Genomic DNA, 16,203 nt, shown 5'->3' on the forward strand with positions numbered 1-16,203 from the left:
AAAAACAACCGTGACGGCCCTTCTTGCGAAGTATCGTCACGGTTGATTTTGGGTTGACTTTGCATTCAGCATAGTTGAAGTCCCTATACCCCTTACCTAAAGCGGGGATGTAATCGCCACGTATCCCTCTACTTCCTTTGCACAATACTTATCCCCCAAAATGCAGGCCTACGCCCAAAGCAATGCCATAATTTTTATTGCCCCCCGTTTGGCTCCACTGCCCTTGCAGGTTGATGAAAATGCTGCCGGGCGATTGCCAACGCAGAGCTGCTTCCAGCGCGTAAGAAAATGCCGTATTGGTCTTTTCTCCTAGCTGCCAATTTACATCAGCGATGGTAGCCGTTACGGTTTCATGTTGTTGTACGATTCCTGCCCATGCTCCTAGCAGCGGCTGCCATGAGCCATTGGAGAAGCGGTAGTTGCCACCGGTGCGCAAACCCATCGATTTTTGCTGGAGGGTATAATCACCCTGAACGGTCACCGGGGTAGGGTCGGTACTCCCAAAGTTTAGGGTTGTTACCGGAAAGTGCGCTTCGGTCATCGCATTGCTATAAGTGAATTGGATACCCATTTCGCAGTGAGCCAAAAACTCATTCGTCAGCGTAATCCCTCCCTGCTTGCCAGGTCGAGTGGTCGTTTCCGTGAAAACGGGAGCGGTAGAGAAGGTCCCTAGTGTAAATTCTCCTCCCAGCTCTTCCGCAAGCAGCTCATAGATAGCTGGCTGCTCATAGATGCTTTTTAGCAATCCATCCATCTGGTCCATTTCAAAGGTAGCGGCACCTGGATCAACGAGCCAGCCTCCGAAGAGCGTACCTCGATAATCAATCGTGCGCTGCCGCTCCTTTCTGTCTTCCCAAGGCAAAGCATTTTCGTCATCGGGATTTTTATCCTCCTCCTTAGGCTGTTCGTTCTCTTCTTGTGGTGGCGCGGGTACGACGTGTGCATTGTCTTCGAGGTCTTTTATTTTTGCCTTGATAGCGTCTCTAACTTTTTCCCAGAAGCCTTTGTTCCACTTATCGTTGATCCGCCGATTGCGCTCTTTGGCCTCATCTTCCGGCATTTCTGCCGTTGGGGGTTTCCATGGGTAGCGACGCTGAAAGTCAATGAGTCGTGTACGATAATCGCTCTCAGATTCACCAACTTTACGCTCAAGTTCTTTCAATAAACGGAGATAATACTTTGGGCAATCTTCCTCTTCCTCCCACTTATAAAGTTCTTCCATCTGGCGGATAAACTCTTCGTCGGCAGCAGCCTTAATGAGTGCTTCTCGTTTCTTTTGATAAGCTTCTTCTTCTCGCTGATAAATGAGTTCGAATTCTTTCAAGTCAAGGCTTTCTTTAGACTCATCATCTTCCAAAGCGGTTTTACAAGCGGTCTTGAACTTTTCCATTTCTTCCTTGAGTTGTTCCGTAATGGCCAGCATCTGTGCATACTTCTCGCGTAACCCATCCAGGGCATTTTCCCGGTCACGGCGCTCCTGCCTTACATTGGTACCATGTTCTTTGCTACAACGGAAATCATCTAACCAGTTCTGTTTCCTTTCGATTTCTTCCTCCGCCTTTTCCAAGGGACTTTTGTCTTCCCCCGCTGCGGGCGTATTTTGGTCATTGATCTTTTTGATGAGGCCATCAACGACTTTTTGTTGCTCCTCGCAAGGATTTTTTTTCAGGTCAAGCAAGCTGCTTGCAAAACCAGAGGGCTTACTTTCTAGGCTTGGCAGCATTAGCACGGTAAAGCTTAAGATCAGCCAAAATATTTTTAAGTTTTTCATTGTAGTGGTGTTTTAGTTTAAAAAAACAATCACTACAATATTACCCGCCTCTCCTTTTGTTTGCGCGTTCAATTTTTTCTAGGCTTCGAGCCAGAAGTGCTAAAGCAAAACACTTTCCAAGAGGATAATCAATACGTAATACATTGATTTTTAAACAAATAAATACTGTACATCAAAATTGAGGTTTCGGGAAAATTAAGTTTTGGGACCATGCCGATCCCGTCCGCCGTGCTCCGGCTTACGCCTTAGGCACTGTTGTTTGTACTTACTTACGGGCCACGGCCCGCCCATGTACCCCGCTGTCGGGGTCGATTCGCAGAATCGGGGGTGGTTACCCAGCTGACCATTGTTGACTGGTTCTACAACTTTTTCAAAACTACATCCAAAGGTCAATTTGACCTATGCCATCTTTGTAATGGGTGGTATTCTAAAATGTGTCTCGCTGGAGGCTACTAGTGAATCAGCCAGCAAGTCCTGTTACACACAAGCATGCTCCGCCCAATAGAGGCGATGCTAAAGCCTGGATAGGTGCTAAAGCTCTACGCTTTATATATCAATTTTCATTTCCTTAAAATCTTTTCTGAAGTGTGACGCCCAATTTCCTGTATCCCAATTAGTGTTTTCTCTAAACAATTTAACCAAGTTGTCTTTGTCTAAAAAAGAAAGATGAGGCTTAACTAAGTCAAGTATCTTCGACATTCGAAATGCGTATTGGCTTACTCCAATTTGATCTATCATCGTATTTAAGAAATTATCAGAGGGAGCCTTAATCGACTCACTCAATATTTGAAGAGAATACAAATCATGAGAGTTCATATTTTTCACACAGCTAACAATTACTTCTGCTTTGACACTATCAGGTAGGTTTTCCAACTCTTGAAAAAGAGCCTTCTTAAGATCAAATTCATAATCTGAACAAATAAAACTGAATTCTCCTTTACCATTTATTGCCCCATCAAGTATAATATCTTGTATTTCCTCACCCCTGCTCAACTGTAAATGTCTGAATCCCGTGTCGCTGATTTCTCTATAATTTTTCCAATTATACTCAATTAAGGCATCTATTGGCTTATTCTCTGTGTACTTAGCACTTGATATAAGTAAATTACGAGTCTCAATATCAGTGCACTCGCTTCTTAACTTCGCTATGATTTTCTCAAATGGATTTCCAGTCATCAAATATCCAGCCAGAATACGGTTGTAGCCATTTTCACCGCACTGATATGAATTCATCTCATCATTTAGAATTTCTCGAAAAGAATGGTGAGGAAAACAAACTACAACTTGAGGAATTAGCTCTTTTTGTTTGTGTAAAAACTCTAAATCGTCTTCCTTTTGAAATCTGGCTAAATAAACAATAGCAGTTTTATTATTAGAAAAGGCTATCTCCTTGATTAAATTATAAGATTTTTGCTCTTCTGCATTCCTCTGCATAACTCTATAAAACAATCTGTCTCTTAGTGAGCTACTTAGGATAATACTGTCAACCGAATTAACTGTAGTTGAGATATAGCTAGGTTCAATAGCCTCATATCTTTCTGTGATTAACTTATTATACAAAATATTACTTAATACATCATCGCTCATAATGCAGCCTGACATCACAGTTATTCTAGTTGTATCAATTCGAGTCTTCTCGAAAAAGCTCACGAAACGATCGTATTTCTTATCAATCAATGCCCAACCTAAATATCCTTTGAACACTGTATTATCTGTTTCTTCATAAAGATTTAGTAATCTCTCAATAGTCAGCTTTTTTAGTTGTTCATAATCTTTATATGCCGTATCAGTAGAACCAGTAAATCCTGTAAATTCATATGATAATAAATCGACTTTTCTGAGCCGTGACACAGAATCTTCAACCGAGTGGCAGCCCTGAAATAGCATGGCCAACAATAAAATTGTCAATAAATAACTTTGCAATCTATTCATAGATAATTATTGCTGTGATTTTGCGATATCCTAATAATCTTTCATTACTCAGTTGCGTCAATCTTATTTTTGCGACGCACGTGGCTTGGTTCTCAGCCCGAGCGAGGATAATACGCTTGGGCTGCGCCGAAGGCATGGCGATGCCAAAGCCCAAGCACAGGTAAAATGCCAATATTTCGCACCCCTACTTTATACCTAAACCATTCGCTAAAAAGAAATCCGCTGCCCCTGGGCAGCAGTTTCCTCCGGAGGAAGAATCTCGCAATTGTCCCAAAGTCCTGTTTCCAGCGTAAGAGCGTAGGCGGCGGGTAACTTGTGTGCACGCATCTGCGCGGAAGCAGTGGCATGGTCGTATTCAAAGCTATGGTGCTCAAAATCAAAACCATTGCGATCATCGAGGAGCATGTACCATACGCGGGGAGTGCCATCATTGGCGGGCATCCCGATGACACCGGGATTCAACCAGTACTTTTCTTTTTTTTCTTCACTAAAGGGTAGGCCACAATGTCCGCCAAGGATAAAATCAGCCTTCGCTGCACTTAAGTGTTTAGCCTTTTCCGCCCAGGGAGTAGAAGCAAAAATATAACCTGATACTTCCGTCGTAGAACCATGTATTACTCGGCCCTTCAGGCCAGCGTATTGAAATTCCAAGTGGTGCGGCAATTGATGCATCCACTGAATAGCGTCTGGGCTTAAAACCGATTGTGCAAAAGGATACCACTGGCGGGAAAAAATATCACAGCGGCTACCATCATTAAAATCACAGCCACAGTCCTCTTCGCCATCGCGTAATTGGAGTTCTACGTTTCCTGCAATACTGTGTATACCCCAAGATTTGACCTTTTGAACAACGGCTTCCGGATCAGCGCAGTAACCAACGATATCACCCGTACAGATAATATTCTCAGGGGTAATGCCAAGATCAATGGCAATAGCCATCATTTTTTCCAAGGCTTGCAAATTGCTGTACACGCCTCCAAAAACAAGCACCTTACCATGTAGAACACCTATGTTTTTAACCTGCACTGTTGCTATTTTTTTGCATAATAAACGGAACCAGGAACAAGATAATACAAGCCAGCGTACCGAGTATGTTTACTGTCAGCAAGTCGCCATATTTTCCAGGAAACCATACCCATTCGGCGGGAAACACACCAAAAGCAAGTACCAGCCCCGCCAGGATGCCCGCCCCTACGGCTAAATGAAAAGACCATGGCCCCGCCCGTAATTTCCAAAAGATAAACACGGGCGCCAAACCTAGTACCATCGTGCCACTCACAGTGGTGGCAGACAATATTTCCGGATTGAAGAAAATGGGCAGCGTGCCCGCCACGGCAAAGAGCACCATCACCCATCGCCCGCGGCTAACGGTCTGGTTTTCGGGTTTACCCAAATCCACCACAAACAGCTTCGACGCAGAGGCAAAAGCCGAATCCAGCGTCGAAGCTGCGGAAGTGATCATGATAAAATTCATCACCAACATGGCACCTACCCCCATAATCTTACTTACCTCTACCGCGGCTTGTCCGGCCAGCCCCTTCGTCTGCGCATAGATTCCTACAAAGCTAAAAAGCAGGATGCAGAAAAAACCGATCACCGCTGCGAGAAAAAAACTCTTGCGGGTCGTCGCTGGATCACTGATAAAGCCCCGGTCGGTCATTACCGAATCGTGAAAGGGATAACTGAAGACCTGGATAAAGGCGACAAAAAGGAGGTTAAGACCACCACCCAAACTCCATTCGCCTGATTGCAAATAGGTGGTCACACCTCCTTTGGTACTGGGCAAGATAAGCCCTAGTACAATAAATAACAGCACTCCAAAAAGTACCATCTGAATAGCATCCGTAAGCAGCGAACTGCGCAGCCCACCTTTGAGGGTGTAAGCCAGCGTGAGCGCCGTAAAGACCAGTATCGACCAATAGTAATTGGCACTCCCCACCTCGCCAAAGTAACTGCCAATGACCATGGTGTTGGACCAGACCTCGTTGTACAAACGAAACCCAACCAATAGCGAGAAAACAATGACGGCAGCATGCCCAAACCGGCTGGCCAAGAATTCGTGAATACTCCCAAAACCTCCCTTTACGCGGAGCTGATAGATAATGATCCCCGCCACGACAAAGGACAGATAATAGGCCGCATAAGCTACCCCTCCGACAATGCCAAAGGAGAGCCCCAGGTTAGCCGCATTGGTAATCGATTTAGCAAAAATCCAGGAGATCACCAGGCTGCTGGTGAGCAAAAAAACGCCTGGTTGCTGGCCATCACCAGCCGCAGCACTAAAAAAACTGGCTACCGTCCGCGACAGCGGAGCCGCAAAGAAAAAGGCCAGGCCAAAACCGGTAATCAAAAGCCACTGCCAGTGGATGGGTTCCATATTTTACGTTTTTTGGTGCGAGGTGCGATGGTGTAAGGTGCGGTGGCGGTCGTGCGATCATCCCCTTACCTCGTACCCAATCGTACCAATACGATTATACGATCAACGCACCCTAATCGTACCAATACGATTGTACGATCAGAATACTAAATCGTACCAATGCGATCATACATTCATGCCCACACGGTGGTGCAGTGGAGACGCGATGCATCACGTCTCCACTACACGACAACCAACACCACAATTAATCCACATCCCACCACACCCGGCTGTTGATGCTATTGTCATTGGTAGCGGCTGCCGCGGTGGTGTAATTGGCCGCATTCAGAGCTGCCTCCTCCGTAGGGTAAGGCATCCTCACGGGGATCAAGTCGTTATTCAAGCTGGCGGCAATGGTCTTCAGTGCAGGAAAGCCTGTTCTGCGATATTCAATCCAGCCTTCGTAGCCATTGATGATGTTGGCCAACCACTTTTGGGTGATGATTTGCTCGATCTTATTGGCACCGTTGAGACCGTAGGCCGCAGCACCAGTGCTAAGGTAATCAGTCGGTAATGGCGTTTGCCAGTAGGCAAAAGCTTGTGTTACGCCCAGCTCATACAAGGCCTGAGCGTCAGCATTGATCAAGCCGCGTTCGGCTGCTTCCGCCAGGAAGAAGTGCGTCTCCCAAGCCGTCAGGAAGTTGGCATCAAGATCGCCGGTATGTTCCCGGAAGATGGTGCCTGTCAGCGAGTAATCAGCGACCGAGATCGATGTTTGGGAGGCGTCGGGGCCGTTGAGCAGTCCTTGGTATTGGGTCTGACCAGGGTCATTACCAATGGGGCGAAACCACACGGCCTGGCGAGGATCTTCCAGTTCGGTCAGTATTTCCTGGATGGTTGCTGACATAATGAAAAGGTTGAAATCTCCAGCCCGCAGGTTGGCCATTCGGAAGTTGTTGGGCTGCCCGTCGGTGAAATCAAAGGTCGCGTTCTGCTCATTGGTGCTCAGGTAGTTGCCTGCGTCATAGAGTGCCTGCAAATCAGCACCAACATCCTGCCGGTCAGCAATACGCATCAGGGCTTTTATGCGCAAAGAATTCGCAAAACGTACCCAGCCCGATAGGTCACCACCGAAAAGAATGTCACCTGACAAAGGAATGCTTCCCTGGTAATTTTCCAACGCAGCTACGCCAGCCTCCAGGTTGGCCAAAATTCCCGCCGGAGCGGTATAGATAGCTTCTTGTGCATCGTAGGCCGGACTTACTTCTCCTTGTGCACCTTTTAAGGCTTCACTGTAGGGAACGTCGCCAAAAATATCGGTGAGTGCCATCGTCAGATAGGCTTTCATGATCAGGGCTGGCCCCTCGTAAACGGCTAAAGCATCGTTGGCTTTCACCTGTTCCAGAATAAGCTCATTGTCGCGCAGGTTGGTATAAAGGATTGGCCATGGATTGCCCCCTACCTGCGGCTCCATAAGGCTATGGCGGTCAAATAAGTTAAAGTCAATGGCAGTAAAATACTGCCCCAATAGGTTGCCGGCCACAAATCCTTCGTAAGACATTTCGTCTCCGTAGTCGTAAATCACCTGGCGCAACAATAAGCCAGGTTGCACTTCAATGGGTGCATTGGGGTTGGTATTGATTTCCTCGAAGCCTTCCGTACAAGCCAGCAGGCTGATCAGAAAACCGAAAAGGAAGAGGTATTTTATATTTTTCATCTTTTTGATGTTAAAGTCTTGAATAATTTGAGACGGAAAATCCCGCTCATTTTTTTGCCACTAAGGCACTAAAACACGGAAGGCCACGAAAGTTTTTTTTTTGCCGCGGAGGTACGAACCTGCCTGCCAGCAAGCTGGCCTTGCAGGTAGGGACACAGAGGTTTTTATTAAAACCTCCTAAAAAACCTCCGTGCCACCGTGCCTCTGTGGCTAATTGTTCACGAAGTATGCCCCTCTAGAAGTTGAGTCCTACTTTCAATCCCCAACTGCGGGTGGTAGCGTAAGACATATCCTCTACACCACTCACAAATTGCGAACCTTGTACCGCCAATTGCTCAGGATCAAAATGAGGGATGGCCGAGAAGGCGTAGAGGTTACGACCAATCAGCGACAGCTTCAGTGAGCGGCCTTCCCGCAGGAATGCGCCTCTGTTTTCGAAGGTATACCCCAGGCTGAATTCCCGAATCTTGAGGTAAGAAGCATCGTACGTATTGTTCTCCTCGTGGTTGCGGTCGTAGTACTGGCGGTAGTAGCTCTCTGCACTCACCGCGGTCGTATTAGGGCTGTACACGGGATTTTCCTGGCTTCCGGTATTCACCACACCGACGGCGATGATGCCTTCGTCAGGGCGGTTTTCGGTTTCCAATAATTGCCCAGCGACACCTGCCAAAGCTTGGGTACGAGACACCAACACGCCTCCCTGGCGCCAATCCAACAGCAAACCAAGGTTCCAGTTTTTATAGGTAAACCGATTGCTAAAGCCGAGGATAAAGTCAGGGTTATAGTTGCCCAGTAATTGCAGGTTGTTATCGACAATATAACGACCGTTGCCATCAATGATGAAGTCGCCATTATCGTTGCGTAAGTAGCCCGTACCGTACATATCACCGATGCGGCCACCTTCTTCTACCTGGAACCAGACGGTTTGATTGACGTTGTCGTATACCCGAGAGTAGGCCAGCGTCAGGCGATCAATTCCGGAAGGCAATTCTTCCACTGTTGCCTGGTTGGTACTAAAGTTGACCTGAGCATCCCAGCGGAAGTCGGTTTTATAAATAGGGGTTAATCCCAAAATCACCTCGACACCACGGGAACGCACTTCACCGCCATTGACGACCTGCTCGCTGTAGCCTGAAGAAATAGGCACCGGCAGCGCGATGATCTGGTTGTTGGTACGTGCATCGTAATAAGTCACATCCAGACGAATGCGGTCGTCTTTGAAGCGAAGATCAGCGCCGAACTCTACGGAGCTGGTTTCTTCTGGCAGCAAGTTGCCGTTGGCAATCAGCGACTGTGCGCTGAAGGTAGGTTGTGCACTGAAGGGAGTCTGCGCAACAAAAGCACCCGTCGTTTGGTAAGGGCCTGTATCGTTCCCTACTTGTGCCCAACTTGCACGCAGCTTGGCAAAGGAAACCACCTGGGGCAACTCAATCAGGTTGGAAAGCACCAAACTGCTCGAAACAGAAGGGTAGAAGAAAGAGGTGTTGTCGGTAGAACGTGGCGTAGCCAAAGCGCTCGACCAATCATTGCGTCCGGTAATGTCTACGAAAAGGAAATTTTTATAGCCCAACTTCGCGATCCCATAAACACTGTTGATGCGCTTCTGCGAACTGAAGTCAAAGACTTCAATGGGAGAGGCCGCATTGGTCAATTTGAAAATTCCGGGTTGCGCCAAACTGAGGGCCTGCGACTGGGAAGTTTGCGCCACTTGGTCGAGGCGGTTCGCTCCAGCAGAAATATCAACAGAGAAATCACCGAGCTGATCGTGGAAGTTCAGCAACAGGTCGGTGTTGTTTTCCCGGTAAAAGACATTGTGCTCCGCGTAGGCTCCATTGCTAAAGCGGTTGGAACTGAAGTTGCGTAAAAAGCGGCGGTCTTCGTCCGAGTAATCCATCCCGGTGCGGAAGATGAGTTCCCACTTGTCACCAAAATCATAGGCCGCCGAGAGGTTGCCAAATACTCGATCGCGTTGGAAGGAATTGCGGTTTTCCAGAAGGATAAAATAGGGATTATCAAAGAAGGTATAATTGAAACTGTATTGTTGAATACCTTCCAAGCCGGGCTGCCAGTAATCCCTCAGGTTGTCTATATTAAGTGAACGTGGGCCCCAGGCGACCAGTGAGTAGTTGATATTTTCCGACCCGTAGCCATTGGCCGGACGGTTATCACTATTGGAGTTGATGTAGTTGATAGAAGCGTTGATCCGCAAGCGATCCGTTGGGCGAAAACCCAATTTGGCAGCGATGGTTTGTCGATCCAGATTGACGCCGGGAATAATGGAATTGCTGCGCATATCCGTGAAGGAGAGCCGGTAATTGCCGCGTTCATCTCCGGCACCAATTGCCAGGTTGTTGATGGTGGTAGTACCGGTTTCGTAGAAGTTTTTGAGGTTATCAGGGTGAGACTCAAAGAGGGTGGGCGTAATCGGAGCACCGCCGTGTACCGCTACATCGCCACCACGTACGACCTTCCCATCGATGGTTGTGACGGGGCTATCGAACTGAGGCACCAACACACCCGCATCGAGGCGTGGGCCCCAGCTGTAGCTGATGTTATCATTCGTGCCACCGCCCAGGCCATCCACAAAAGCAAACTGACCAGAATTTCCCTGACCATAGCTATTTTGAAATTCCGGTAGCTGAAACGCCGTTTCCACGAATGTGGTAGAATTAAAACTGATCCCCAGTCCTGTACGCTCAGTGCCATTTTTAGTGGTTACGATGATGACACCGTTGGCCGCACGCGTACCGTATAATGCAGCCGCACTTGGGCCTTTGAGTACCGACACCGACGCGACATCATCTGCATTGATTTCCATACCGCCATTCCCAAAATCCACTTCCTGGAATCCCGCCGCAGCATCGTTAGTAAAGTTGATAATCGAGTTGTTATTGATCGGAATACCATCAACCACAAAGAGTGGATTATTGTTGGTGAAGGAAGCTTCCCCCCGAATCGTAATCTTGGAAGTAGACCCTACCCCGGTGGCGCCCTGACTGACGGTAACACCAGCTACCTGAGCCGCCAGATTGTCAACAAAATTGGGCGATTTCACATCGGAAATATCGCTGCCGTCAATGCGCTGCACTGCGTAACCCAGGTCGCGAGAAGAACGCTCCAGACCAAGGGCCGTCACGACCACCTCATTGAGCAAGGTCGTACTAGAGGAGAGTTTTACGGAGTATTCCCCGACGCCCATGGTAGGTACTTCGCTGGCTTTATACCCCACATAGGTAAAGACCAACACTACTTCGGGTTTACTGATCGTCAGTTCATATTTACCATCGAGGTCAGTGGTAGTACCGCGAACAGTACCTTTTTCCTGAATACTTACCCCTGTGAGTGTTTCACCGGTTTCCAGATCAGTGACCGTTCCGTAAACCCGCAGATTTTGAGCCTGCAATCCGATGCTTAGAAAAAGCAGCAGACTTAGTGTGTAAAAGATTTTCATAAAAAATATTGAATAACAGAGGACTCCTGCCTGATGAGAGGCAAGCCCTGAGTGTAATTAATAGAATAATAGACTTGTTCGGCCGGGAACATTTGGGGGCGGACTTGCTCTCTTCTGCTCCCACTTCGCAACCAAAGTGGTCACGTAGCTAAGGCTATGTTCCCACTTTGTTCGCTTGCGGGAACAAAAGACAGCTACGTCTTCCCACCAAAGCCCCCCGGACGAACAAGTCTAATGATCTGGTAAAGACACAGGACGGGCAGCTGGATAGTGCTACCTATACCGAGTGTGGTACCAGAGAAAAGAAGAACTTATTCCTTGAAGAAGTACATCGTTATCAGTCCCAAACGGGTGGGCCACGATGCTGAGGAAAGGTGATAATTCGCAGTAAGGGAATCGTGGTGATTTTCAACAAAACGCTGAAAGCAGTTCCCTCTTGCAAACAAGCACTTAACCGGCGGGCGACAAGCCCCGTTTGGTAATGCCGGAAAAAATGCCAGAAATCAGCAGCTGTATCAATATCGGTTAACCCACAAAGGCGAGTAACGGATAAGTTTTTTTCGGAGATATAGTGCTGCCAGGAAGCCTGCAAATCTGGCGTCTCCCAAAGAAGATTCAAGAACAGATGGCGATCATAGGCGGCGCGATTGATACCAATGAGGTAGACACCACCATCGAGTGCTGGCCCCAGCACCAATTGCCCCGTAAGCAAGGCCCTATTGGCTTTGTGCAATAGCCCTGCACTCAGGCCAGGGCTATCATTGCCAATCACCAATACATTATCGTAACCATTTTTAAAAACACCTTCCAATGCGTTGGTCAGACGTTCGCCGAAAGTGTCGCCGCTTTGTTGAGCGCTGTAGCAGGTAAAAAGCGGGAGTTTGGTTTTGCGGGCTTGTCGCAAACTATGTTTCAGCAAAACACGAATTGCCTCCTGACTGCGTCGGAAGGTGAATTTTTTAGTAGTAGCCTCTTCCTGAGGGTTGCGACTAAAAAATAAAATGGCGGTTTGTTGCTGTTCTATTAAGCCCATAACTATCCGCAATGATACCAACAATTAGCGGTTGTAATCGTCTTAATTAGGACAAAATTTATAAGTTGGTGGGGCGGAACTTAAGTGATGCTACAGATGCCTGCTGCTGTACTAAATGTTGTGACTTCGGCTACATTGAATTCATGGATGAATTCAATTCATGGTTTTTATTTGTTTACTTTTTAGACTTAACCACTGAAAACCAATCTCTTGCATCGACCTTCCGTCGTCTTGAAATAGGTATATTTTCTCCATTTTTCATTGAAAAAAAATCTTTTTGAACTTTATCAATATGATGATAATTAACGATGAATGAACGGTGGCACCTGAAAAATCCTTTGTCTGTTAGTATCTCTTCGAAGTGCCCTAATGTCTTGGAGGATATTTTAGTTTTATTGGTCGATAAGTAAAAGGTACTGTAATTTCTATCACCTTCTATCTTGATGATGTCGCGCAATGCCATTTTTATACCTCCTTCCTGGGTGGGAAGGAAAAGTACCTGATCCAGCGCATTCTTTCTTTCCATATTCTTTAAAGCATTCTTCATCTGGTTTTGATGGTCAGCATTACTATTTGAACGGAATCGTCGGATAGCAAGGTTCAACTCTTTTTGGTCAATGGGTTTTACCAGGTAATCTAAAGCATTAAACCGAATAGCGTGAATTGCGTAATGACTGTGCGCTGTTACAAAAATGGTTCTAAAATTAATTTTATCTAATGAGGCTAATACTTCAAACCCATTCATATCAGGCATTTCTACATCCAGAAAAACCAAGTCTGGCTGCACCGAAGAGATCAATTCCAGGCCTTCCTTCCCGTTTTTAGCAGTCCCCACCAAATTCACCTTAATGTCATTTTCCTGAAGAAGATCAGAAAGCACCTCTATATTAAAAGGATTATCATCGATTATGATACTGCGTATGTTCATTTATCATCTAAAAAATTGATAAACAGCAACTTATTTTACAGCCGTTTGATAAACGATGCTACCGATAGATAAGTAGAAATTGCTTTTAAAAATAGCATTTTTTTTCTTTATTGTTATTAATAATTAGCGTTGCGACACAAATCGATGGCAGAAAGTGCGCCTAAGATGGTGTTTTTTAAAATTTCTTTTTTGAGACCAACTATCTATTTCTGTTGACGCACTAAGTAGCAAATGAACATGAAATACTTCCAGTATGTCTTTTTATTGATTGGGGTAGTATTCCTTGCTGTTCCTGCAAAAGCACAGCCTACCCGTGCCGACTCTCTTTTCGCCATCTGGTCGGACAAGACGAACAGCGACGAAGTAAGGGTAGAGGCTTTTTACCAGCGGTTCAATCCATTAGAGAATGAAGGCTATAATCCCGAAGCAAGACGGTGGTCACCAGGCCTTCAGGAAGCAATAGAACTTGCCCCAAAAACGGGAAAGGAAGCATACATGGGTCGCTTCCTTTCCTTGGCAGCAGGTACATATATTTTCTATACCAAAGAGCTGGACAAGGCCTGTACTATCGGTGAAGAGGCTTTTGAAGTCTCCATGAAATTTAAAGATTACAACAGTGCTTTTGCTTCCCTATTTCTTTTAAGAAGTTGCAAAGGACTTAATATGGTTACCCTTTTGGAGAACAACCTTTCCTTGGATACACTAGTTGCTGAGCAGATACCGCTCTATTCCAACTTGGTCTTGGCCTATTATAAAAAATCCCGCTTGCCCGAATCGCTCGAACTGGCGCTAAAGGCCATCGAGATTGCCGAGGAAAGCAAGCCTGTAAACCACTTCGTCCTGGCAGAGATATTGGATATTGCCGGGGGCGTCCATTCACAAATAGGCAATTATGAGGAAGCAGAGCGCTACCTATTTTCCTCATTAGACCACGCAAAAAAAAGCAATTTCGACCCAGCCATCGGATCCGCCATGATTGGCCTGGGTTTTATGAATAAAGAAAAAGAAGACTTGGCTAAAGCGAAGATATATCTGGATTCTGCCATGGTTTTTATGGAGGACAAACAAAACTGTGAGCCTTGTATGGCAAAGGCTCGCTGGTTAAGTGCGGGTGTAAAAAACCTGGAAGGCAATCACTCGGATGCACTCAAAGAATTATTGGATATAAAAGCCTACTATGACAGTGATCCGGTTAATACAAATTACAATGTTGGAATCTATTATTCTGAATTATCCAGTGCTTATCTGGGGCTAAAGCAATACAACAACGCCATTGCGGCAGCCTTGTCAGGTATAGAAATAACGAAGGCAAATCAATACAGCTCCCTGCAGAGTTATGAAAATATCTACAAGGCATTCACGGCCCTGGGCAATGATAAAAAGGCTTTTGAGTATTATCAAAAATACGTCAGCACCCGTGATGAAATAACCCAACTCCGCAACAGCCAGCAAGTGACCAAACAGGAACTCACGTTCCAGTACGAACAGCAGCGCCTCGCCGACAGCCTCCGCGTCGAACAACAAAAACTACAGCAAAAGTTCGTCTTACAAAAAGAAATCAGCCGACAGAAAAACAGCCGCAACATCTTCTTGGCCTTTGGGGTAATTGCTGCCATCATCGCATTTGGCATGTACTCCCGCTACCGTTTTGTCCAAAAAACAAAAACGCAACTGGAGGAAAAAAACAAATTGATAAAAGCCGAAAAGAAAAAAGCCGAGGCCTCCGAAAAAGCCAAGCACCAGTTCCTCGCCAACATGAGCCACGAGATACGTACGCCCATGAACGCCATCAAGGGCATGACAGATATCCTCTTAAGGCGCGAACCGCAAGCGCAACAATTACCGTACCTACAAGGGATTAAGCAGTCTTCAGATTCCTTATTATTTATCATCAACGACATCCTGGACCTCTCCAAGATTGAGTCGGGTAAGATTGAACTGGAAGAAACGCCCTTTTCCCTGGCTGAAGAGCTCACCCTGGTACGGAATATGATGCAGTTTAAAGCCGAAGAGAAAAGCCTGGAGCTATATACGAAATTCCCGATGGACTTGCCGGAGGTAATAGGCGATCCCACGCGCCTACGCCAGATTCTGATCAACCTCGTGGGTAATGCCATCAAATTCACGGAGAAAGGCGTAGTGACTATCCGCTTACAAACCGAGACACCAACAGCGGACTCCTTGGCAATACAATGTACGGTATCAGATACCGGTGTGGGCATTGGAGCAGACCGCCTTGAGAAGATTTTTGAATCCTTCGAACAGGCCTACTCCGATACCAGTCGCAAATTTGGTGGCACCGGACTGGGTTTAAGCATCTCCAAAAAGCTGGTCGGACTCCAGGGGGGAAAGATCTGGGTAGAAAGTCAGAAAGAGCAAGGCAGCCAGTTTCACTTCACGCTCACCTACCCATTAGCGACGGCAGCCGATCACATCCAACCCACCGACATGTCAACCGTCGAGCGGGATAGTTTGGCCAACAACCTGGCTGTGCTACAGATACTCCTGGTGGAGGATAATGAATTCAACGCTATCGTTGCCAAAGAAGAACTGGAAGACGCCATTCCAGGCTTACAGCTAACCCTGGCCGAAAACGGAGCCATCGCCCTGGAAAAACTCCGCAGCCAGGACTATGACCTCATCCTGATGGACGTGCAAATGCCTGTGATGAACGGCTACGAAGCGACCGAAAAAATTCGTTCCCTCGACAACGGCAAAGCCCGCATTCCCATCATCGCTATGACAGCCAATGTAATGAAAGAAGAAGTGGAAAGATGCTACGAAGCGGGGATGGATGACTTTATTGGGAAGCCTTTTGATACGGATGAGCTACTACGTAAAATGCACCAATTACTAAGCAAAACGACCAGCTGATGACCACTTGATCAACCAGCTTACCGCTTGATCAATAAATGTTGCCAAGGACACCTTCAAAGGGCTATCTTACTAATAACGAATACAAAGGACTATGACTACACACATATACCGAAAATATTCATCGTGGACGACGAGTCT

The 16,203-nt window shown here is 46.5% G+C and carries 9 protein-coding genes; 1 reads left to right on the top strand and 8 read right to left on the bottom strand.

Annotated elements, in window-relative coordinates; genetic code table 11:
- Positions 1 to 148: 148 nt before the first annotated feature.
- From AB0L18_RS07505 to AB0L18_RS07540, 8 genes are all read right to left on the bottom strand, one after another.
- Positions 149 to 1,771, bottom strand: coding sequence for a hypothetical protein (locus AB0L18_RS07505; protein ID WP_367391971.1), 1,623 nt, complete (start codon positions 1,769 to 1,771; stop codon positions 149 to 151).
- A gap of 546 nt (positions 1,772 to 2,317) precedes the next feature.
- Positions 2,318 to 3,703, bottom strand: a complete 1,386-nt coding sequence (locus AB0L18_RS07510; RefSeq protein ID WP_367391972.1) for a hypothetical protein — start codon at positions 3,701 to 3,703, stop codon at positions 2,318 to 2,320.
- A 207-nt stretch (positions 3,704 to 3,910) separates the two neighbouring features.
- Entirely contained in the window at positions 3,911 to 4,729 is an 819-nt protein-coding gene (locus AB0L18_RS07515) for a metallophosphoesterase (protein ID WP_367391973.1), read from the bottom strand.
- The gene (locus AB0L18_RS07520; protein ID WP_367391974.1) at positions 4,719 to 6,080 is read right to left on the bottom strand and encodes a sodium:solute symporter; all 1,362 of its coding nucleotides are present in this window, start codon (positions 6,078 to 6,080) and stop codon (positions 4,719 to 4,721) included. Before AB0L18_RS07520 ends, AB0L18_RS07515 begins: the two co-directional genes overlap by 11 nt.
- Before the next feature lie 244 nt (positions 6,081 to 6,324).
- Positions 6,325 to 7,776, bottom strand: coding sequence for a SusD/RagB family nutrient-binding outer membrane lipoprotein (locus AB0L18_RS07525; RefSeq protein WP_367391975.1), 1,452 nt, complete (start codon positions 7,774 to 7,776; stop codon positions 6,325 to 6,327).
- A gap of 235 nt (positions 7,777 to 8,011) precedes the next feature.
- Complete coding sequence (locus AB0L18_RS07530; protein WP_367391976.1) at positions 8,012 to 11,227, bottom strand: SusC/RagA family TonB-linked outer membrane protein; 3,216 nt, start codon at positions 11,225 to 11,227, stop codon at positions 8,012 to 8,014.
- Positions 11,228 to 11,564: 337 nt separating this feature from the next.
- Positions 11,565 to 12,260 (bottom strand): DUF2064 domain-containing protein, encoded by a 696-nt coding sequence (locus AB0L18_RS07535; protein WP_367391977.1) that lies wholly within the window; start codon positions 12,258 to 12,260, stop codon positions 11,565 to 11,567.
- A 175-nt stretch (positions 12,261 to 12,435) separates the two neighbouring features.
- Positions 12,436 to 13,188: a LytR/AlgR family response regulator transcription factor gene (locus tag AB0L18_RS07540; RefSeq protein WP_367391978.1), complete on the bottom strand. Its 753-nt coding sequence runs from the start codon at positions 13,186 to 13,188 to the stop codon at positions 12,436 to 12,438.
- 237 nt (positions 13,189 to 13,425) lie between these two features.
- On the opposite strand from AB0L18_RS07540, the gene AB0L18_RS07545 reads away from it, so the two are divergent.
- Positions 13,426 to 16,062 carry an ATP-binding protein gene (locus AB0L18_RS07545; RefSeq protein ID WP_367391979.1) on the top strand — a complete coding sequence of 879 codons (2,637 nt, stop codon included), beginning with the start codon at positions 13,426 to 13,428 and terminating at the stop codon, positions 16,060 to 16,062.
- The last annotated feature ends 141 nt before the right edge of the window (positions 16,063 to 16,203 follow it).

This window comes from Lewinella sp. LCG006 (assembly GCF_040784935.1).
Taxonomy (GTDB): Bacteria; Bacteroidota; Bacteroidia; order Chitinophagales; family Saprospiraceae; genus Lewinella.

Excerpts from the sequence above, each read along its gene's own strand:
- AB0L18_RS07530 (WP_367391976.1), bottom strand. The coding sequence starts at position 11,227 with ATGAAAATCTTTTACACACTAAGTCTGCTGCTTTTTCTAAGCATCGGA.
- AB0L18_RS07520 (WP_367391974.1), bottom strand. The coding sequence starts at position 6,080 with ATGGAACCCATCCACTGGCAGTGGCTTTTGATTACCGGTTTTGGCCTG.
- AB0L18_RS07505 (WP_367391971.1), bottom strand. The coding sequence starts at position 1,771 with ATGAAAAACTTAAAAATATTTTGGCTGATCTTAAGCTTTACCGTGCTA.
- AB0L18_RS07545 (WP_367391979.1), top strand. The coding sequence starts at position 13,426 with ATGAAATACTTCCAGTATGTCTTTTTATTGATTGGGGTAGTATTCCTT.
- AB0L18_RS07540 (WP_367391978.1), bottom strand. The coding sequence starts at position 13,188 with ATGAACATACGCAGTATCATAATCGATGATAATCCTTTTAATATAGAG.
- AB0L18_RS07525 (WP_367391975.1), bottom strand. The coding sequence starts at position 7,776 with ATGAAAAATATAAAATACCTCTTCCTTTTCGGTTTTCTGATCAGCCTG.
- AB0L18_RS07535 (WP_367391977.1), bottom strand. The coding sequence starts at position 12,260 with ATGGGCTTAATAGAACAGCAACAAACCGCCATTTTATTTTTTAGTCGC.
- AB0L18_RS07510 (WP_367391972.1), bottom strand. The coding sequence starts at position 3,703 with ATGAATAGATTGCAAAGTTATTTATTGACAATTTTATTGTTGGCCATG.